At 46.6% G+C, this 20,478-nt stretch carries 15 protein-coding genes; 6 read left to right on the top strand and 9 right to left on the bottom strand.

Annotated elements, in window-relative coordinates; genetic code table 11:
- Positions 1-20 precede the first annotated feature (20 nt).
- From chvE to ABS784_RS13590, 5 genes are all read right to left on the bottom strand, one after another.
- Positions 21-1,100 carry a multiple monosaccharide ABC transporter substrate-binding protein gene (chvE, locus tag ABS784_RS13610; RefSeq protein ID WP_138187010.1) on the bottom strand — a complete coding sequence of 360 codons (1,080 nt, stop codon included), beginning with the start codon at positions 1,098-1,100 and terminating at the stop codon, positions 21-23.
- 178 nt (positions 1,101-1,278) lie between these two features.
- Positions 1,279-2,487 (bottom strand): response regulator transcription factor, encoded by a 1,209-nt coding sequence (locus ABS784_RS13605; protein WP_138187012.1) that lies wholly within the window; start codon positions 2,485-2,487, stop codon positions 1,279-1,281.
- 153 nt (positions 2,488-2,640) lie between these two features.
- Positions 2,641-4,416, bottom strand: coding sequence for a cache domain-containing sensor histidine kinase (locus tag ABS784_RS13600; protein WP_352512879.1), 1,776 nt, complete (start codon positions 4,414-4,416; stop codon positions 2,641-2,643).
- Between the two features lie 33 nt (positions 4,417-4,449).
- A complete protein-coding gene (locus tag ABS784_RS13595) occupies positions 4,450-5,457 on the bottom strand; it encodes a substrate-binding domain-containing protein (RefSeq protein ID WP_352512838.1) in 1,008 nt (335 codons plus the stop codon).
- Between the two features lie 335 nt (positions 5,458-5,792).
- Positions 5,793-6,557 carry an enoyl-CoA hydratase gene (locus tag ABS784_RS13590; protein WP_011231403.1) on the bottom strand — a complete coding sequence of 255 codons (765 nt, stop codon included), beginning with the start codon at positions 6,555-6,557 and terminating at the stop codon, positions 5,793-5,795.
- A gap of 188 nt (positions 6,558-6,745) precedes the next feature.
- On the opposite strand from ABS784_RS13590, the gene ABS784_RS13585 reads away from it, so the two are divergent.
- A complete protein-coding gene (locus ABS784_RS13585; RefSeq protein WP_014195991.1) occupies positions 6,746-8,203 on the top strand; it encodes an ArnT family glycosyltransferase in 1,458 nt (485 codons plus the stop codon).
- A 95-nt stretch (positions 8,204-8,298) separates the two neighbouring features.
- Here the strand turns inward: ABS784_RS13585 and ABS784_RS13580 are convergent, their stop codons facing one another.
- The 4 genes from ABS784_RS13580 to gabT form a co-directional block, all read right to left on the bottom strand.
- Positions 8,299-9,726, bottom strand: coding sequence for an aldehyde dehydrogenase family protein (locus ABS784_RS13580; protein WP_068895162.1), 1,428 nt, complete (start codon positions 9,724-9,726; stop codon positions 8,299-8,301).
- A gap of 104 nt (positions 9,727-9,830) precedes the next feature.
- Positions 9,831-11,249, bottom strand: coding sequence for a sodium:solute symporter family protein (locus ABS784_RS13575; RefSeq protein ID WP_352512837.1), 1,419 nt, complete (start codon positions 11,247-11,249; stop codon positions 9,831-9,833).
- Between the two features lie 146 nt (positions 11,250-11,395).
- Entirely contained in the window at positions 11,396-12,715 is a 1,320-nt protein-coding gene (locus ABS784_RS13570) for an aspartate aminotransferase family protein (RefSeq protein WP_128082646.1), read from the bottom strand.
- A 395-nt stretch (positions 12,716-13,110) separates the two neighbouring features.
- Positions 13,111-14,457: a 4-aminobutyrate--2-oxoglutarate transaminase gene (gabT, locus tag ABS784_RS13565; RefSeq protein ID WP_047757952.1), complete on the bottom strand. Its 1,347-nt coding sequence runs from the start codon at positions 14,455-14,457 to the stop codon at positions 13,111-13,113.
- Between the two features lie 166 nt (positions 14,458-14,623).
- Here gabT and ABS784_RS13560 point away from each other — a divergent pair, with 166 nt between their 5' ends.
- From ABS784_RS13560 to ABS784_RS13540, 5 genes are all read left to right on the top strand, one after another.
- The gene (locus tag ABS784_RS13560) at positions 14,624-16,018 is read left to right on the top strand and encodes a sigma-54 interaction domain-containing protein (RefSeq protein ID WP_023633844.1); all 1,395 of its coding nucleotides are present in this window, start codon (positions 14,624-14,626) and stop codon (positions 16,016-16,018) included.
- Positions 16,019-16,228: 210 nt separating this feature from the next.
- The gene (gene speB, locus ABS784_RS13555) at positions 16,229-17,203 is read left to right on the top strand and encodes an agmatinase (protein ID WP_023633843.1); all 975 of its coding nucleotides are present in this window, start codon (positions 16,229-16,231) and stop codon (positions 17,201-17,203) included.
- A gap of 32 nt (positions 17,204-17,235) precedes the next feature.
- The gene (locus ABS784_RS13550) at positions 17,236-18,696 is read left to right on the top strand and encodes an aldehyde dehydrogenase family protein (protein ID WP_352512834.1); all 1,461 of its coding nucleotides are present in this window, start codon (positions 17,236-17,238) and stop codon (positions 18,694-18,696) included.
- Between the two features lie 78 nt (positions 18,697-18,774).
- Complete coding sequence (locus ABS784_RS13545; protein ID WP_023633841.1) at positions 18,775-20,148, top strand: purine-cytosine permease family protein; 1,374 nt, start codon at positions 18,775-18,777, stop codon at positions 20,146-20,148.
- Position 20,149: 1 nt separating this feature from the next.
- Entirely contained in the window at positions 20,150-20,431 is a 282-nt protein-coding gene (locus tag ABS784_RS13540) for a carbon-nitrogen hydrolase family protein (RefSeq protein WP_352512832.1), read from the top strand.
- Positions 20,432-20,478: the final 47 nt, after the last annotated feature.

Here is a 20,478-nt window from a genome sequence, read left to right as displayed (position 1 = left end):
TCCGTGTCCTTCCCTCGAGTCTATTTCGTCAAATCTTCTTTTTTATAATAACCGCTGTCAATCAACACTTTTTCATAATTGGATTTATCAACCGAAACTGGTTCCAACAAGTACGCTGGGACAACTTTGACCCCGTTATTATATGTTTTCGTATCGTTCACTTCCGGCTTTTTCCCTTTCAACACCGCATCCGCCATCTCAACCGCTTTTTTCGCCAATTCCCTTGTGTCTTTAAATACTGTTTGCGTTTGTTCCCCTGCGATAATCGATTTCACCGAAGCCAATTCCGCATCTTGCCCAGTAATCACCGGCATCGGCTTGCTCGGAGTTCCGTAACCGACCCCTTTTAAGGAAGAAATGATGCCGATGCTAATGCCATCATACGGGGACAAAACCGCATCAACACGTGCGTTTGTATAATGCGCACTCAACAAGTTGTCCATGCGCGCTTGAGCCGTCGCTCCATCCCAGCGCAATGTCGCTACTTGGTCAAACTTCGTTTGGCCGCTTCTCACTACTAATTTTCCGGAATCGATGTACGGCTTTAATACGGACATCGCTCCATCAAAGAAGAAATAGGCGTTATTGTCATCTGGAGAACCGGCAAACAACTCAATGTTGAACGGTCCTTTTCCTTCTTTCAATCCGAGCTTCTGTTCAATGTACTGCCCTTGCAGCACACCAACTTTAAAGTTATCAAACGTTGCATAATAGTCGACATACTTGCTGTTTTTAATCAAACGGTCGTACGAAATGATCTTAATCCCTTGTTTATGCGCTTTTTCCAACACGTCCGTCAACGCTTCCGCGTCAATCGGGGCAATCACTAGCACGTTAACCCCTTTGGTGATCATGTTTTCAATTTGCGATACCTGGTTTTCGACTACGTCCTCAGCATATTGCAAATCCGTTTTATAACCGAGTTTTTTGAACTCTTTCACCATATTTTGCCCGTCATGGATCCAGCGCTCGGATGATTTCGTCGGCATGGAAATGCCAACAAACCCTGCATCTTTTCCGCCGCTTGCTCCAAGTCCCCCACAAGCAGACAAAGATAATACAAATACCAATAATGTCAGCACATATAAAAGCCTTTTCATTTTCGTTCCCCCTTTAAATTTGTACGTATATTTAATTTCTAGCTTTACTATATCATCGAACGAATTGTTCGTCTTTTCAATCCATTAACCGTTTTTATAAAAATTTAACTTTGTTGAAGCGTTTTCAAAAAAACAGAACGATCTTTACCAAAAAAGACCGTTCTGTAAGTGCTTGCTCTCAATCTGTATATTCACTGATCATGCGCGTTCTTCGATATTGATTCGGTGATACACCCATCGCTTTTTTAAAAGCTGTGCTGAAATAATGTTGCGTATCATAACCGACACGTTCCGCAATTTCATGGATCGGCAGTTCGGTAGACAAAAGCAATTCCGCCGCCTTCTCCATCCGGATTTTCGTCAACAAATGGATGAACGAAATACCGAGCTCTTGCTTGATCATTCGACTTAAATAAACCGGAGAGACATTGAGAAACTCAGCAACGGACTCAAGCGTCAAATCCGATTGGCTAAAATGCTTCTGTATATACTGCCTAGCACGACGGACAATCGGAGAAAGGCGGCTTTCTTCCACCATTTGCTCTTTGCATTTTTCATATGCCGTCGCCACCCCGACCATTCCTCCTTCCACCGTTTCTATATATACACTGGCTCTAATGTGCAAATGTTGTTTCAGTGCCGTTTCCATCTGCCTACACTGTTCTTCACTAATCGGTTTCCAGCTGATCACAACAATAAACTCGTTTGAATCACGAAAAACAATTTTTTCACCATCCCCCAATAATTCAGAGACGGCCTTTTCAATGGCAAATAAAAGCAACTGCCGATCCCGATCGCTCACAATGGGTTGATTTTTAAATGAAAACCATTGAATCACCACGACTTGCGCAGGACAAGACCGTGAAAGTCCGAGCAATGACAGTTGTCCCATGATATCCTCCTCCGTCAGTCGCCCTGCCACCCATTCCATCCCGAATTGCTGGCGAAGCACGTGAATATGCTTTTGTACTTGGTTCGTTAACAATTCCCTATATTGTTTTTCCTTTTGCTCCTGTTCGAGCTTCTCTTTCACTTTTGCGACTACTTCGCGCAATCGTTGCGGATCGGTTGGCTTTAATAAATAATCATCCACTTGAAGGCGAATTGCCTCCTGTGCATACGAAAACTCATCATAGCCAGTAATCACAATCATATGGCAATTTGGCAACTTCTCCCGCGCATATTTCATCAGCGTAAGCCCGTCCATAATCGGCATGCTTAAATCGACAAACAATACATCCACTCGATGCCGTAAAGCTAATTCCAACGCCTCTTCCCCATCTTCTGCTTCTGCAACAACTTCCATGTTAAATTCATTCCAATCGATCGACTCCCGAATCCCTTCACGAATGATCGCTTCGTCATCTGCAATCAGCACCTTCCACACCATCATCCCCTCCTCAGAAGGCTGTAACAAGCAACAAACACGCTCAGTCTATAGAAAAGCACAAGGAAAGCAAACATTCTGTCATCATTTTACGGATATAAAAATATAAAAACTTCGCTGTACATCTTTACCTTTTTGCCACATCACCATCTTTTAAGGAAGATAAGGAATAATCGGATGCACAATGGTCACGACCGTTCCTTTCCCTTCCTCGCTATCGATATGAAGCCGGTAAGACGGACCAAAAGTCAGCTGCAACCGAGCTTGAACATTGACCATTCCATATCCTTTTACTTTTTTCATTCTGCCTTCTTGATCTCCTGATGTAAAGTCAATATCCAAACTTTCCCGTAAATCTTTCAGCTGCTCTGTCGTCATTCCGACGCCATCGTCTTTCACACAAATATACATCACTCCTTCATGTTCTCGCGCTTGAATCCAAATATGTCCTGGTCCTCTCCGCTGTTTGATGCCATGATAAAGGGCATTCTCGACAATCGGTTGCAACAGCAACTTTAACACATAGAATTTCTGCAAATCTTCTGGTATGTCAAAGGTGTAATGCAACTTGTCTTTATAACGAACTTCTTGGATGTGCAAATAACTTTTCACATGTTCAATCTCCTCAGCCAACAAAATCATCTCCTTTCCCTTGCTCAACCCGATGCGAAACAGCTTGGCCAGCGCCCCGACCACTTCGGCCACATCATCCGCCCCCTTTTTACGAGCCATCCATTGGATTGTGTCCAACGTATTGTACAAGAAGTGCGGCTTAATCTGCGCTTGCAATTCCCTCAGTTCCGCCTCCCATCGCTGCCGCTCCTGCCATTCAGCCAGAGCAATAAAACGCTGAATTTGATCTAACATATGGTTAAAGCTTCGTCCCAGCATTCCGATTTCATCCATCCGCTCCTCATCATAACGGACCGTCAAATCACCAGCTTGTGCTTTTTTCATCAACATCGTCAATCGGCTGATCGGCCGCGATAAGGAAAAAGAAAAATAGTAAGAGGCACCGATCGCGATAAAGCAAACGAAAAAAATAAAGCTGATAATATAAAAATGGGTTTCCTTCACTTCTAACGCTGATTCATCGCTAGGAAACACTCCGATCGTTGTCCAGTGGGTAAAGGGGGAGCGCTGATAAATAAACTGAACGTGTTGTCCATGGATGTTTTGGGAAAATGTACCGCTGTCCCCTTTGATCCGATGCAATGGAACAGCGGTCAGCACCGAGCGGCTCGGCGTATAGATGCTTTTCCCTTTTTCATCTACAACCATCAAATATCCCCATTTCCCCAGATGGATGTTTTTCACCGTTTCCGCAATGACCCGTAATTTTAAATCAATCAGAACAACTCCTCTTACCTTTTGCGTCTCAGGGTCCACAATAGCTCGCACCGCGGATACAACTTCTTCGCTTGTATAATGGGCATGAGAAATCACATGCCGCCCGACAGGATGACCGATCATGGTGAAAATCCCTTTATTTTTCACCGCCTCACGATACCATGTTTCCTCTGTCAACGGATCAGAAGAACGAGTATACATTTCGTTGCTGATATAATCGCCATATTCATTCACAACTAAAACTCCTGCAATTTCAGGATACAACGTAGTAATACCTTGCAAAAATTGACGCATCTCATAATCATCGCGAGGCGTTGCACGATTCAAAAACGACCTTACCTGCGGATTAAAAGCAATCAAATACGTTACATTTTGCATGTTATTGGCATAAAACTCCAACGTCTGGTTGACTTGACCGATCAATTGCAATGTATTTTCATTGACTTGACGCTCAACGATTCGGTCAACCGCCCACCCTACCAAACTCCCTAAACCAAGCGCAGGTACAATCATCGAAGCCAGCAACAACGAAACAAATTTGTATCGTATCGGCCAATGGCTGATCCGCCAATGTTTCATCCTTGACAACGTTGATCACTCATTTCTTCGTAGTCATTTGGCATAAAAATGGTCGACATTATCCCGTGTAACAACCGTAATGCCTGTATCGACATACGCAGGCAAGAGCGCATCCCCTGAGCGTGATGGAGATGTAAGATGATGATGGAGATGAAATAAAAATTGCAATGACCAATATCCCATATTCCATGTCCCTTGCGCCAATGTCGCGTCAATGACACCTTCCTTCACCAAATCCAACGTTTGTTTTTCCGTATCAAAACTAATTAGTTTGACATATTTCTTATTCAACTCTGCCACCGCTTCCGCCATGCCGACTCCCCCATTTGCTTCCGTAGCAAAAATGCCTTGCACATCTGGATAATCATTTAAGACCTCCATCGCCGCTTGTTTAGAAGCCAAAGCATCACCTTTTCCGTTTTTTACAGCCACGACTTGCATGCGAGGATACTTTTGGTAAATTGTTTCGACAAATCCTCTCGTTCTCTCTTGGTGATTGAGCTGATGAGGGGAGGTAATGACCGCCACTTTCCCTTCACTTTTCAACAATTTGGCCATTTCGTGAGCTGCCGTTACCCCAGCGCTATAATTGTTCGTCCCTAGAAATGAAAACGCCTTGCTTCCCGAAGCGTTCGAGTCAAATAATACAACCGGAATCCCTTCCTCCACCGCTTTATTGATGGTCTTCGTCAGCGCAGTCGGATTAATGGCCGAAATAGCGATCCCTGCGGGTTTCCTTGCAATCACTTGTTCGAGCACCGTCACTTGTTCATTGACGTCATATTGAGTTGCTCCACGATATTCGACAGAAACATTTAATGATTCCGCCGCATCTTCAAACCCTTTGAGGCACCGTTTCCAATAATCCATGCCTGATTGGAAGGTGACCATGACATATTTTTCATCAGGTTTGCCGTGGAGAGAAGAAATCTCATCCTGAAGAGAACGAATGCGGGATATATCTTGTTGATAGTAGTAGGCATACGCGATAAAGATGGATAACAAACATGCATACATTGCAATTAAAGTTCTTATTTTCATTGCTTATCCCCTCGCCTTTGGCGTTCTATTTTTTATACAAATGATATCTTAATCGCTGTAATTGTACGTATCAATAAAATTGATATACAACAATTTACCACGATTTACACTAGTCATTCAAATCAATTTGACATCCATCAATTGAGAGTTAGATTATACATAAAAATGGGGGGCCCAAAAGATCGGACACCCCCTTTCGTCTACGAACTAACCGCTATGAACTAACCGCTTCTTCCCCACTATATTTTGTGTCTATCCTGAAGACAGACGGCCTTTTGGGTCAGCCCCTTTAGACTAAAAAAACAGAGGGGCATTTCCTGCTTTTTTGTCTTTTCCTACCTCCCCCGAAACACCGGCTTCCGCTTTTCTAAAAAGGCGCGGACGCCTTCGCGGTGGTCTTCGGTTTGCCGCATGCGCTGTTGGGCGTCGGTTTCGAGTTCGAGCACGCGAAGCAAATCTTCTTTTGTTTGTTCGACGTACAACATTTTCGTGGCGATCATGGCTTGAAGCGGTTTTTCTTGCAAGGAAGCGATTGCTTGTTCCGCCTGTTGTTCATCTTCGACGATGAAGTCAATCAGCCCGAGCTGCTGCGCTTCGTCCGCGCTCATCGGTTTTCCTTCCCAAATGATCTGTTTGGCTTTCGCCGTGCCGACCCGCTGGGCCAAGAAGAAATGCCCGCCGCCGTCTGGGATGAGGCCGATGCCGATGAAATTCATCGCCAAGCGCGCTTCTTTCGTGGCGATGAGGTAATCGCTCGCCAAGGCAAAGCTGAACCCAAGGCCGGCCGCTGGGCCATGGATGAGCGAAACGGTGATTTTCGGCATCGTATACAAGAGCATGATCATCTCCTGAATCGTTTTCATCACGGTTTGAAATTGGCTCGGGTCATCAACCGCCAGCATTGTCTTAATGTCGCCACCCGCAGAAAATCCTCTCCCTTTGCCGCGGATGACGACAACGGAAGCATCACTTTCCTTGATTTTCCGCAGCGCGTCGACGAGTTCCGTTAGCATTTGCACATCCATAGCATTTAACGCCTGCGGGCGGTTCAGTTCCAATATCGCTTTGTTTTGGTCAAATGTCAGCACAACCGTTTCCATGGCTCTCCTCCTCTGAATGATGATTCATTTCTTTTCATTCGCCATGAAGATTGTTTTTTCCTTGTTGGCGGCAAAAATATCATGTTCTCCAACACATCCATGCTTGACATCTTCATCTACTTGTAATAGCTTCTATGTCGGTGTTGCTTTTTTTCGAAGCACAGCGTGCCGATAAAGGAGTGGATCGCATGAGAAATCCAAGTGTACGAAACATCTCGTTTTATGCAGCGGCGGCTTTGATCTTCTCGATGATGGTCTACAACGTCTTTTATCATCTAGGAACATTCCCGATTTCAAGCTGGGACGAAGCGCGTCATGGCGTCAATGCATACGAAATGCTGAGGCATGGAAACTTGATCGTCAACACATACCTTGGGCATCCTGATTACTGGAATTTAAAGCCTCCTGTTAGCTACTGGGCGATCATGATTGGCTATAAACTCGTTGGGATGAACGCGCTTGGTTTGCGGCTGATGTCTGGCATTTGCGCTACGCTCACGGCCGTTGCCATTGCGCTATTTGTGAAAAAACGGTTTGGAAGCATGGCCGCGATCGTCTCATTGCTTGCCTTGTCTACTAGCACCCAATATCTTCTCAACCATTGCGCTCGCACAGGAGATGCGGATTCGCTCTTTGTATTCTTCTTTACGTTATCCATCCTTTCTTTGCTGGCCGCCAGACGGCAGACGCGATGGTTGTATGCAGCGGGCCTTGCCTGTTCACTTGCTTTTTTAACGAAAAGTTGGCATGCGGGGAACATTCTGTTGATCATGGTCTTATATTTTCTCATCACTAGGCAGTGGGAGTCAGGACGCTGGCGCGCATGGTGGAGGGCAGCGCTCACCTTCGTTGTTCCTGTGCTCGCTTGGGCTTTTGCCCGCTATCACTATGATGGATTCAGTTTTTTTAAACAAATGATCGGATATGACTTGTTGTTGCGCTCCACTCGGCCCATTGAAGGTCATATCGGCGATGAAACCTACTACGGCATCATTCTTGTTCATTTTTTCTTTTGGTGGCTGGCGCTCTTGGTCGGAATCATGGTCATCAGTTACATGCAAGGCGTTCGTCTTTTAGCGTTTGAAGGAACAGACCATCGATTGAAAGAAGATGTGATCGGGATTTTGCTTTGGATTTGCGTCCCGCTTCTCATGTTTACCATAGCTAAGACGAAAATCAGATGGTACATCCTCCCTGTCTATCCGCCGCTTTGCATGTTGATTGGCATTTGCGCAAGTCAATTATGGAGAAAAGGAACGTGGGGAGCGCGGGGAGTGTTGCTGACTGGACTGTTGTTCGTCGCATCGTTTTACGAAACGAATATTCAACATTATATCCATCATCCCAAGCCAAATTTCGAACTGGCATTGCTTCAGCAGACCGCCCAAATGCCTGTTCATGGATACGAACTGTTTATGTACCATCCGTTGCACGAGAAGGGTCGCTGGCCGCAAAATGCGGTCTTGACAGCAGAGCTTGCGAATGACCTCAAACCTCGGCACGGAGGGCTGAAAACGTTCTTGCATACAAGCCGAAGCCTGCTTCTCGTGAAAAAAGCATGGTTCAGCAAACAGCTCGAGCATAAATACCACCTGTCTGTTCTCGCCTCGAACCGTTGGGGATATATTTTGGAAAAGCACGCTTAAACATACAGCCTTGGAGTGCCACTCTCTCCAAGGCTGCGCAACTATTCTTCTAGAATTTTAGGAACAAACTTTACTCCAATCTCTTCTCATCCCGCTTAATTCTGGTTAAAAATAATCAATTTCAACTCCGTCATTTCCTCGATCGCATAGCGAATCCCTTCGCGGCCAAACCCGCTTTCTTTCACGCCGCCGTACGGCATATGGTCAACGCGGAACGTTGGGATGTCGTTAATCAACACGCCGCCAACGTGCAGTTGTTTCGCCGCTTTCCACGCGGTATGGACGTTGTCGGTGTAGATGCCCGCCTGCAAGCCGTAGCGCGAGTCATTGACAAGTTCAATGGCTTCATCGATCGAACGGACGCGGTTGATCAAGACGATCGGGGCGAACACTTCTTGGCAAGACACTTTCATCGTCGGTTCGGCGTCCACAATGACCGTCGGAAGCAAGATATTGCCGTCGCGCTCGCCGCCGAGGACGACGTTTGCGCCGCCTTGTTTTGCCTCTTCGATCCAAGAGAGCGCCCGGTCGACATCGTTTGGCGTAATCAAGGCGGATACATCGGTGGTTGGATCCAACGGGTCGCCTGTTTTCAACTGTTTCGCGGCGGCGACAAATTTTTCGACGAACTCGTCATAGCGCTTTTCATGGACATAGACGCGCTGGAGCGAAATACATACTTGTCCTTGGAACGTGAACGCGCCAAATACGCAGCGCGGGATGATGCGGTCAAGATCGACCTGCTCGTCGACGATCACGGCCGAGTTGGAGCCAAGCTCCAACGTCACCCGCTTTAAGCCTGCTTTATTGCGGATCGCGATGCCGACTTCCGGGCTGCCGGTGAAGGTGATCATGCTGATGCGCGGGTCGGTGACGATTTTGTCGCCGACCGTGCGGCCGCTTCCGGTGACGACGTTGAGCGCCCCTTTCGGCAAACCGGCTTTTTCGAACAATTCGGCGATAAAATAGGCGGACAGCGGCGTTTGGCTGGCTGGTTTTAACACAACTGTGTTGCCCGAGGCGATGGCCGGGCCAAGTTTATGGGCGACCAAGTTCATCGGGAAGTTAAACGGCGTAATCGCCCCGATGACGCCGATCGGCTCGCGGACCGTCAAGGCGATGCGATTTTCCCCACCCGGCGCGGCGTCGAGCGGCAGTGTTTCCCCATGAATGCGTTTGGCTTCTTCGGCGGCGAATTTGTACGTTTGGATCGTGCGGGCGACTTCCCCTTTCGCCGTGGTGATCGGTTTGGCTGCTTCCAAGGCGATCAACTTCGCCGCTTCTTCCTGCCGCTCTTTCAGCTGCTCGACGACCCGCTCTAAAATGGCGGCTCGTTCATGCGCTGGCATGGCAGTCATCGTTTGCCGCGCGGCGTATGCCGCGGCAATGGCTTCATCGACTTCTTCTTCTGTCGCTGTCGGAATTTCGGCAATCGTCTCGCGTGAGTATGGCGATTTCAGCTCAGTGTACGACTTGGCTTCCCGCCATTCGCCGTTGATGTATAGTTTTTTTCTTTCCGCCATGTTCTCATCCTTTCCCTAACTAGTATTCGCAACCCAAACATTGCCTGTGTCAATACATTTTTTATTTCGCCACAAATTTGCTAGAATCCTCTTTTCTGATCCGTTTATAGGGCATGTTGCTGATCCTCTATCATTTTATTCCCCTCTTTCAAATTGGAGGATGGAAAGAGGTAAGAAAAAACCACAATAGAAACGATACTCACCCCAATTCCATACATAATCGGATTGGTCGAACTCAATCCCTCCACCGTTAAACCAGCCAGCACAACGACGGAACTAATCACGATGGAATAAAAACCAGCTTTCGCTGTTGCTCGCTTCCAAAAGAAACCGAGAACCACTGGTACGAAAATGGCGCCTGACAAAATGGCATAGGCTACATCCAATGCGACAAGAACATCCTGAATCCAAATAGCAAAGATAATGGCGACAATCCCAACCGCTAGCGTCATCATTCTGGACAAAAGGACAAACTGTCGATCGCTCATATTTTTGAGCCAATATTGCTTCAAAATATCATGCGATAACAGAGTAGACGAGGCAAGCAATGTTCCGGAGGCCGTTGACATGAGAGCAGAACATACGCTGGCCAAAATGAGCCCTAACAAGCCGTGTGGCAAAATCTCTAATGACATGTTGGCAAATACGTTTTGCGGATCGTTCATATTCGGAAAAACAATCACCCCGCACATGCCAATGACGCTTAACGCTACGGCATAAGCAACGCTGTAGAGACCAGCATATATTGCGCCGCCTCGGGCAATGTTCGGTGTTCTGGCCGTAAACACCCGTTGCCAAATATCTTGTGATACCACCATTCCTAACGTATAGAGCAAGAAGTATTGGAAAATATTTGCCCATCCCATGGACGTCAGATCAAAATGCGACGCTGGCAATCGCTCCAAAAGCGATGTCCATCCGCCGACATGGGACAAACTCATTGGCAACATTACGAAGAAAATGCCGACTGTCATGACGATAAACTGAATGATGTCCGTCATCGTAACGCTCCACATGCCCCCGAGAATCGTGTAAAACAGCACGATCCCCCCGCCGACTAACATCGAAACGGTCATGCTCCAACCTAAAACAGCATGAATGATTGTGCCCATCCCAATGACTTGTGTCACCGAAACCATCAGCGTATAAATCGCGGCAACCAACGCGCTGATCAAACGCGTTTTCTGATTGTAACGGCGGCCAAGCAGTTCGCTGATCGTGGTCACATGGGCGCCGTAAATTTGGTTTGTAAAAAACAGACCGAGCACAGCAATGCCCAAGCCAATCATAAAAACAAACCACATACCCGAAATCCCAAATTGATACCCTAACTTCGCCGTCCCAATCGTTGAAGCGCCGCCCAAAATCACAGCAGACAGACATCCAAGATAGACAAATAGTCCGAGATTTCGGCCTGCCAACGCAAAATCTTCGGCGGTTTTCGCCCGCTTCGCCCCCAAAATCCCTGCGACGATCAATACGAGAAAATAACATAAGAGAACCCCAGTATCCAGTGCGTTCATAACCATTCCCCCATCCTCTTATAATTCAGAAATCGATCTCCTTCGAGATCCTTTCATAAAGGCAGACATTCCTTCAACGAGACACGACATCGGTTCCTGAATACACCCAATTTCCAAATTGCAATCGACATGTGCCCCCTCTTTTTTCATTTTCCAGAAGCGAACGAATGCACACCGATTTCCGCTTCATATTCGGTCAACGCCTCGTCGAGCATGCTTAATCCTTCGTCAATCTGTTCTTTTGTCACGATCAGCGGTGGGATCATGCGAATCACTTCTCCTTGATTGCCGCATAGATAGAAAAGAACACCTTTTTGCAGGCAACGATTCAAAATATTCATCACTCCCTCCCCATTCGGTTCGCCAGTATGCGGATGGACGATCTCGATGCCGATCATCAGACCGATCGAACGCACGTCTCCAATGACGGGATGCTTCCTTTTTAAAACTTCCAGTTTTTTTCGCGCGTATTCCCCAACTTCCCTGCAATTTTCCAACAATTTTTCTTCCCTAAATACTTCTAAAGTCGCCAGCGCCGCCTCGCATGCGATGGGGTTGCCGCCAAAGGTTGTCCCATGGCTGCCGAGCGGCCACTGTTTCATTAATTCTTTCGAAGCCACTGTTGCACTTAATGGAAGACCGGAAGCAATGCCCTTCGCAATTGCCATAATGTCTGGAGTGACACCGAATGTTTGAGCGGCAAACCACTCGCCAGTACGACCAAAACCTGTCTGTACTTCATCGAAAATAAGCAAAATTTCATAGCGATCACAAATTTCCCTCATCTTGTGAAGCCACCCTTTGGGAGGCACAATATATCCTCCTTCTCCCAACACCGGCTCTACAATCATGCATGCCACTTCTTCCGGAGTCACTTGATGGGCAAACAAAGAAGCCACGTCGTTTTCAAGCTTATTGGCAAAGTACACATCTGGATCCTCCTCAGCCGGACAATCCTTTGGATTGGCATATGGAAGTTGATACGTCAACCCGTTTGGCTGCAGGTACTTCCGATATTTGCTTTTCGATGTGCTGACACTAAGCGCCCCTAATGAACGGCCATGAAAGCATCCGGTAAATGAAATGACGTATGGCCTTCGCGTCACGTGTTTCGCTAATTTGATCGCACCTTCGATCGCTTCTGTTCCACTGTTGGCAAAAAAGAAGCAGTCAAGTCCTTCCGGCAAAATTTTCATCAGCTCTTCGGCCAAACGCAGAATTGATTCATACATGATGACGCCGCTCGGCCCGTGCATCAGGCGGTCTGCGGCCTCTTTGATGGCCTGCACGACTTTTGGATGGCGATGACCCGTATTGGCCACGGCAATACCGGAAGTAAAATCAAGGTATTTTTTTCCATCTAATCCGTAATAGTAGCATCCTTCTTCCTTGACAACCGGCAGATTCGGATGGTCTTTCGCCATCGTTGGCGCGAGCAGGTCGGGCATTTTGTGAAAGAGAGGCATCCAGTTGCTCTGTGTCACGCACAACTCCTCCTTTGGTTCAGACATGTTTGTTCATCGAAAACACAAAGACGCAATTTTTGTGCCATCATTTAAACTATTCTATATTTTTAGCCAATACCTCGCATTAACCTCCAACTTATTCTTCTGTTTTAGACTCCTATCATGACTTTGTTTACCATCCCCGATATCATTCATTTTTGAATCAAAAAATTCATTCTTGAATTAACACAGATGGTTCTTCTTCCAAGAAACATTTCCTCGTAGCAAAGAGATGGTTTTCAAATTAAAAAACCGCACCACAAAAAGGTGGCACGGTCCAAAAAACAGGATGTCGCCATCACCTTTTTCGACTGCATCGCGAAGTTTTCATGAGTAGTTTGGTCAGGAATCACTTATCATGCCAATTCAGCAATGACCTCTTCGATGACATCCAATGCTTCCTCCAGCTGTTCGTCTGTGATGACAAGCGGCGTTAATAGACGAATGACATTGCTGTATAGGCCCGCACTCATGACGATGACACCACGTTGATGGCATTCTCGCAAAATGGCGGCCGTTAATTCCTTATTCGGCGCTTTTGTCTTTGCATCGGTGACAAATTCGATGGCCACCATGGCCCCAAGCCCCCGTACATCCCCGACCGTCTCATATTTCTCCTGCAGCCGTCTGAACCGATTGATGGCTATTTGTCCAATGACATTGGCCCGTTCAACCAACTGTTCTTGTTGCAACATACGAATCACTTCCAAAGCAGCCACGCAACCAAGCGGGCTGCCCCCGTATGTCCCGCCGATTTCTCCTGGGTTGGGTGCATCCATGACTTCCGCTCTTCCCGTCACCGCACTGATCGGCACACCTGCCCCGATGGACTTCGACATGGTCATTAAATCGGGCACAACGTCAAAATGTTCAATGGCGAACATCTTCCCCGTTCGTCCAAACCCGGTCTGGATCTCATCGGCGATAAACAAAATCCCGTATTTTTCACAAATTTGTTTGACCCCTTGAACAAATGTTTTCGACGGAACAATAAACCCGCCCTCCCCTTGCACAGGCTCCATAATGATTGCGGCTACTTCTTCTGCCGGAACTTCCGAGAGAAAAAAGTCCTCAAGCCGCCGCAAAAGCTCGGCGTCCAATTCCTCGTTGGTCATGCCCGCTGGCTTTCGGTAATAATAGGGATACGGCATTTTGTACGTATCTGGCGCAAAGGGGCCGAATCCGAATTTATATGGCTTCACTTTGCTCGTGAGCGACATCGCCAGCAAGGTCCGTCCGTGAAACCCTCTTTCAAAAGAGAGAATGGCTTTTCTCCCTGTATACTTTCGAGCAATTTTGACGGCATTTTCGACCGCTTCTGCCCCGCTGTTCAAGAAAAAGGTCTTTTTATGATGAGCGCCTGGCGTGATGTGGTTTAATGTCTCGGCCAACTCAATATATGGCTCATACATCATGACATGGAAACACGGATGAATATACTGCTCCGCTTGTTTTTGGATCGCTTCCACCACTTTCGGCGGGCAATGGCCGACATTGAGGCTTCCAATCGCCCCGGCCAAGTCGATAAACGTATTTCCATCCACATCGGTTAAGAGCGCTCCCTCTCCTTTTACCGCAAACGTCGGTACGGTGTTAAACGGCCCCCGCGGAACATTCTGTTCTTTTTTTCTTAATAGCTCCTTTGCTTTTGGTCCCGGAATCGCTGTTTTTACTTGGATATATTTCTTTGTTTCTGTCTTCATCTTTTTCTCCCTCCGTCCCATTGTGCATCGTGATCCATCTTTTTAGAGATGCAAAAAACATGCCAAAAACTTCATGGAAAATCATATGACAAGGAAAGAGGATTTTTTCACTTCTTTGATAAAGTTAGTAATAGAAGCGCTGACAGACTACTAGGAGGGAAAAGCCATGCAGCGTGCAACCGACGTCTTGGAATTCGAGTTAGACGCGATATTGAAATCATCGCATGACAATATTGTGATTGCAGACGAAAACGGCATTGTTCTTCGCGCCAGCCCGAATTGCTTGTCCATTTATGGGAAAGATGTTTCTTATTTAGTCGGAAAATCGGTCTATCAATTAGAAAAAGAAAACGTCTTTTGCCCTTCGGTTACAGCTAGAGTATTACGGGAGAAAAAAGAGGTCCAATTGATGCAGCAAACCGCAACCGGACGGGTTGTCATGGCAACAGGCGTGCCTGTATTTGACCAACAGAACCACCTTGTTCGGGTCATCAGTTTTTCCCATGATTTAACAGAGTTGGAACGCTTGAAAGAAGACTATGAAAAGCTGAGAAAGCAGATGGAACATTATCAAATCGAAATAGGGGAATTGAAACCAGAAAATATTGTCATTCAAAGCAAGGAGATGGAACGAATTTGGAAGCTCGTGCACCGCGTGGCCCAATCGGATGCGACTGTTCTTTTCCTCGGCGAGTCTGGAGTCGGAAAAAACGTATTCGCCCGTTCACTTCACCTCAATAGCCCGCGGCGAAATGAACCGTTTATCGAAGTAAACTGCAGCGCCATTCCTGAATCGTTGTTTGAATCGGAAATGTTCGGCTATGAAAAGGGATCCTTTACCGGTGCGCAAAAAACAGGAAAACCGGGGCTGATCGAACTGGCCGACAAAGGAACTCTCTTCCTTGATGAAATTGGCGAGCTTCCCTTTTCGATGCAAGCGAAACTGCTAAAAGTTTTACAAGAGAAAAAAGTCACACGCGTTGGGGGCATTAAAGAACGAACGGTCGATTTTCGCCTGATCGCCTCGACGAATCAGAATCTAGAAGAGATGGTGAAGCAAGGGAAGTTCCGCCAAGATTTATTTTATCGTTTGCATGTGATCCCGATTTATGTTCCTTCTTTACGCGAGAGAAAAGAAGATATTTTTATGTTAGCGCAATACTTTTTAGAAAAGTTTAATAAAAAATACCATATGGATAAATATCTCCATCCATCCATTGTGGACCATCTCGTCCATTATGACTGGCCTGGCAACGTGCGAGAGTTGGAAAATATGATCGAACGATTGGTCATTACTTCCGAAACAAAAGCCATTTATCCGGAATATCTCCCTTTTTCGATCCAGAAACATCCAGAGGTGATCACAACCCATCAATCGTTGGAAAAACGGAACGAACCGTCGACATTAAAAGAAGCCATTGAACAAGTGGAACGGCAATGGCTCCTGCGTGCAGCCAAACAGTGCAAAACAACATACGAGATGGCTGATTATCTTGGCATCAGCCAGCCGACGGTCGTACGAAAGCTAAAAAAGTATCGCATTAATTCAAAAATGGATTAAAATCCATTTTTGAATTATTTTTTTATATTCAATTCATTTTTGCATCAATCAACGAGAAATAGAAGATGGCAAAACAATTCATTTTACGAACAGAGAAGGAAGCAGTCCTATTCACAAATGTTTTCTTTGCCCAACATCTCCTCTTTTTTGGCACGCTTTTTGCATCTAAATCTATTCAGAACATTTTCATTTCTTAAGGGGGTTTTTGGCATGTATCAACCAAAAGATTCATCTCAGTCTCCCCGCTTTTGCGGAGTTCGAACCTTTATGCGGTTAGAACAGATCAAAACGACAGATAACGTTGATTTTGTCGTGCTCGGTGTTCCATTCGACACTGCAGCCTCGAATCGCATCGGACAACGGTACGGTCCGCAACACATTCGCAATTTTTCTGTCCTGCTTCGCCCTTACAACCCGGACATGGATATTGATATTTTTGCCTATTGTTCGGGTGTCGATTACGGGGATATTGATGTCATTCCCGGAAATGCGTTGCGCACGTATGATCGTATCGTCGAAGAGCTGCGACCATTGTTGAAGAAAGATATCGTTCCGATTCTGATGGGCGGCGATCACTCCATTACATTGGGACACTTGCGGGCTTTTTGCGAACGCTTTGGACCAGTCGCACTCGTTCATTTTGACTCTCACAGCGACACTTGGGACCATTACTATGGAGAAAAATATATGCATGGCACGCCGTTCCGCCGCGCTGTCGAGGAAGGGCTGCTCGATGTAGATCATTCCATTCAAATCGGGATGCGCGGACCGCTTTACAGTGCCGATGATATCGAGGACGCACGACGGCTTGGTTTTGAAGTCATTCCGATGAAAGAGGTCCGGCAAATGGGCTTTTCGGAAGTAATGCGCCGCATCCATCAACGCGTCGGGGACAAACCCGTTTTCATTTCCTACGATATAGACTTTGTCGATCCTGCTTTTGCCCCGGGTACTGGCACACCGGAAGTAGGCGGACCGACCAGCTATGAAGCACTCGAATACGTAAGGGGGCTTGACGGGTTAAATATTGTCGGATTTGACCTTGTCGAAGTGTTGCCTGCTTACGACAGCGGAGAAATTACCGCTGTACTGGCTTCCTCCATTATCTATGAGATGATCACACTCGTTGCGTTAAAGAAAAAACGATTGCAGCTGAAAAACCTGTCGGCAACGACAACACCCTAAAAACACTCACAAACAAAAAGGAGCGGCTTTCGATGTCTCGGGACCATGTGTATATCAACGGAAAATGGTGCAAAGGAGAAGGAGAAAAAAGAGCAATGATCAATCCCTCGAATGAGGAAGTCATCATAGAAATCAATGAAGCATCCCAACAACAAGCCGTAGAAGCGATCCAAGCAGCCCGTCATGCCTTTCGATACACCGATTGGCCATCCAATCCGGCAAGAAGAACTGCCGCACTTCGGCAACTGGCTGATCTGTTGGAAAAAAGCGCCGAAACATTCGCTTCGATCGAGACGTTGAATACGGGGAAACCGATTCGCGAGTCGCGCCTCGATGTCAGCGATTCGATCCACTGTCTTCGTTACTATGCCGATTTCGTTGAGCAACGAACCGTTCAGGAAAAGAGAAGAGCCGATGGCACCACAAGTAAAGTGATCGAGGCGCCAATCGGGGTATGCGCGCTGATTGTTCCTTGGAATTTTCCTCTATTATTAGGAATATGGAAGATCGCCCCTGCACTTGCGGCGGGGAATACAATTGTGTTCAAACCATCAGAATTAACGCCATTATCTTTGCTAGAACTCACAAAGCTGATCGATTCCATCGGTCTCCCGCCGGGCGTGTTTAATCTTGTTCCTGGAGGCGGTTCGCCCGTTGGAGAAACATTGGTGACACATCCTGATGTGGAAAAAATATCGTTTACCGGCGGAACGGAAACCGGACGATGGATTTACGAACAATGCGCTCGTCGTTTGAAGCGAGTGTCTTTGGAACTCGGTGGAAAATCCCCACTGCTCATTTTTGACGACGCGGATCTTACGAGCACCATCGAGTGGGCACTGTTTGCTTCCTTTCTCAATCAAGGAGAAGTGTGTGTGGCTGCTTCGCGAATTCTTGTTCAACGACGCGTTTATGATTCGTTTATCGATCAGTTGATCAAAAGGCTGGCTTCCCTCCATATTGGAGATCCTTTCGAGGAAAACACTGAGATGGGACCATTAATCAGCTCCTCACATTTAGAAAAAGTGGAAACATATATCCAGATCGGCTTGCAGGAGGGGGCAGTGCTGCTACAGGGAGGAGAACGAATCAAAGAACGGGGGTATTATCTCACCCCTGCCGTTTTCGCCCATGTCCGTCAAGACATGCGCCTCGTACAAGAAGAAATCTTTGGTCCTGTCATTACCGTACAACCGTTTGAACATGACGAAGAAGCCATCGGCCTGGCGAACGATACGATATACGGACTAGCAGCTGGCATATTCAGCCGAGATCTCGAACGGGCGGAACAAATCGCCGGAAAATTGAGAGCAGGAACGATTTGGATTAACAGCTATCACACTCCTTATGTCGATGCCCCTTGGGGAGGATTTAAACAAAGCGGAATCGGCCGGGAGCTTGGGCCGCAAGGATTCGCTGCTTTTACCGAAACAAAACATGTCAACATCAGCCAACATGGCAAACAACTCGGATGGTATTCGTCGTACTCCTGATTTCGTCCTTAGGACGAAATCAGTGTAAGTGAATTGTTCTGAATATTTAAAATAAAAAATCAAGGAGGAATGATCCTCATGAAATGGACAGAACGGTTGGGTCATGATGATATTCGGCCGACCCCGATGAACGAACGGAGCATGAACTTCTTTAGCACGTTTACTCTTTGGATTGCGGCAAATGTTGTGATTACTACAGTAATGACGGGAATGATGTTTGTTCCTGACATTTCCTTCTCCAACGCCATGCTGGCGATTATTGTCGGTTCGGCGATCGGCGCCATTCCGCTCGCCCTTACCGGAAACATCGGCATCCGCACCGGGCTCCCTACAATGGTGATAACAAGAGCGGCCTTTGGACAAAAAGGAGCCATCCTTCCCGCCCTTGTCAACACCATCATTTTAATCGGCTGGAGCTGGATTCAAGCCTATATGGCTGGCCTTAGTCTGAATTATGCCGTCCATTACACCACTGGATACAGCAATATTAATCTATTTGTGATCTTGACGGAACTTCTTGTTGTGATCATTACGATTTTTGGCCACCGAGGGGTGGAACGAATTGAAAAATATATATCGATCGCCATGTTGATTTTATCTTTCCTTGTTTTTTACAAAATTTTTACGACTTACGACATTTCTACACTAGTAGAAATGAAATTGAGCGAGCATCCATCCATCAGTACGATCCTTGCCTTTGATATCGTCGTCGCCACCGCTTTTTCTTGGATGTCGACGGTTTGCGATTTCAACCGCAACTGCCGCTCAGAAACAAGCGGGTTTTGGGGAACGTATTTTGGCTATCTTGTCGCTTCCATTGTCGCGATGGGACTTGGGGCCGTCGTCAGCGGCTTTAGCATTGCCTCGGACATGGAACGGACTTATGATCCCACCATTCTCCTTGCGGCTTACGGGTTTGGATTGATCGCATCCATCGTCGTTTTCTTTTCTGTACTCTCGACCAATGTCATGGCATTATATAGCGCCACGATGTCGTTTATGAACGTCTTCCCGCGCGCAGGCTTTTGGAAACCGACATTGATCATGGGAGTGATTTGCACGCTTGGCGCCTTGCTGAAAGAAGTACTGATGTCCCACTTCTTTAACTTCATTATGCTGATTGCCACGTTGTTCATTCCTGTGTTTGCGATTGTGCTCGTTGATTACTTTTTTATCAAAAAAGGGGTATACGACGCGGAAGATATTTTGTACGATACAAAAGGTCAATATCGTTATCAAAAAGGAGTCAACATCGCCGCCTACATCACCTATATCGTTGGAGCTGTCTTCGCCTATTATTTTACGTACATTCATCCGCTTGCCGTCGGCTCCACCATGCTAACGTTTCTTTTATCGGGAGCTGTTTATTGGGGGTTGATGAAATGGACAAAACAAATATCTGCGAGCACGAATACGGTCGAGCTTGAATCTCCCACTCACTTGGAGGGATGATATGAACAGATCGTTTGACATCGCGTTGGCGCAGATGACGCCGGCGAACGGCGACATTGGCGCCAACTTGGCCAAAATGGAAGCTATCATCAATGAGTGCAAACGAAAGTTCCCTAATGTCCGCCTTCTTCTGTTCCCAGAACTTTGCACCACTGGTTACGTACTGTCAGAAATGCTAAAAGAGGCGGCCCAGACATGGGACGGCTCTACGTTCCAACACATGAGCCAACTTGCTCAAAAATTTCAATTGTATACTGTAGATGAGCATTTTTCATTACAATAATTTCCATGGTTAGAGAGACAAACAGGGTACCCCTTACGCGATACGGA

The organism is Geobacillus sp. G4, assembly GCF_040327975.1.
GTDB lineage: Bacteria > Bacillota > Bacilli > Bacillales > Anoxybacillaceae > Geobacillus > Geobacillus thermoleovorans.
The sequence above is the reverse complement of the archived record's forward strand: the minus strand, read 5'-3'. Positions and strand labels throughout refer to the sequence as shown.

Bases quoted from the DNA above. Each gene is read 5' to 3' on its own strand.
- chvE (WP_138187010.1), bottom strand. From the start codon at position 1,100: ATGAAAAGGCTTTTATATGTGCTGACATTATTGGTATTTGTATTATCT.
- ABS784_RS13600 (WP_352512879.1), bottom strand. From the start codon at position 4,416: ATGAAACATTGGCGGATCAGCCATTGGCCGATACGATACAAATTTGTT.
- ABS784_RS13595 (WP_352512838.1), bottom strand. From the start codon at position 5,457: ATGAAAATAAGAACTTTAATTGCAATGTATGCATGTTTGTTATCCATC.
- ABS784_RS13590 (WP_011231403.1), bottom strand. From the start codon at position 6,557: ATGGAAACGGTTGTGCTGACATTTGACCAAAACAAAGCGATATTGGAA.
- ABS784_RS13585 (WP_014195991.1), top strand. From the start codon at position 6,746: ATGAGAAATCCAAGTGTACGAAACATCTCGTTTTATGCAGCGGCGGCT.
- ABS784_RS13580 (WP_068895162.1), bottom strand. From the start codon at position 9,726: ATGGCGGAAAGAAAAAAACTATACATCAACGGCGAATGGCGGGAAGCC.
- ABS784_RS13575 (WP_352512837.1), bottom strand. From the start codon at position 11,249: ATGAACGCACTGGATACTGGGGTTCTCTTATGTTATTTTCTCGTATTG.
- ABS784_RS13570 (WP_128082646.1), bottom strand. From the start codon at position 12,715: ATGCCTCTCTTTCACAAAATGCCCGACCTGCTCGCGCCAACGATGGCG.
- gabT (WP_047757952.1), bottom strand. From the start codon at position 14,457: ATGAAGACAGAAACAAAGAAATATATCCAAGTAAAAACAGCGATTCCG.
- ABS784_RS13560 (WP_023633844.1), top strand. From the start codon at position 14,624: ATGCAGCGTGCAACCGACGTCTTGGAATTCGAGTTAGACGCGATATTG.
- speB (WP_023633843.1), top strand. From the start codon at position 16,229: ATGTATCAACCAAAAGATTCATCTCAGTCTCCCCGCTTTTGCGGAGTT.
- ABS784_RS13550 (WP_352512834.1), top strand. From the start codon at position 17,236: ATGTCTCGGGACCATGTGTATATCAACGGAAAATGGTGCAAAGGAGAA.
- ABS784_RS13545 (WP_023633841.1), top strand. From the start codon at position 18,775: ATGAAATGGACAGAACGGTTGGGTCATGATGATATTCGGCCGACCCCG.
- ABS784_RS13540 (WP_352512832.1), top strand. From the start codon at position 20,150: ATGAACAGATCGTTTGACATCGCGTTGGCGCAGATGACGCCGGCGAAC.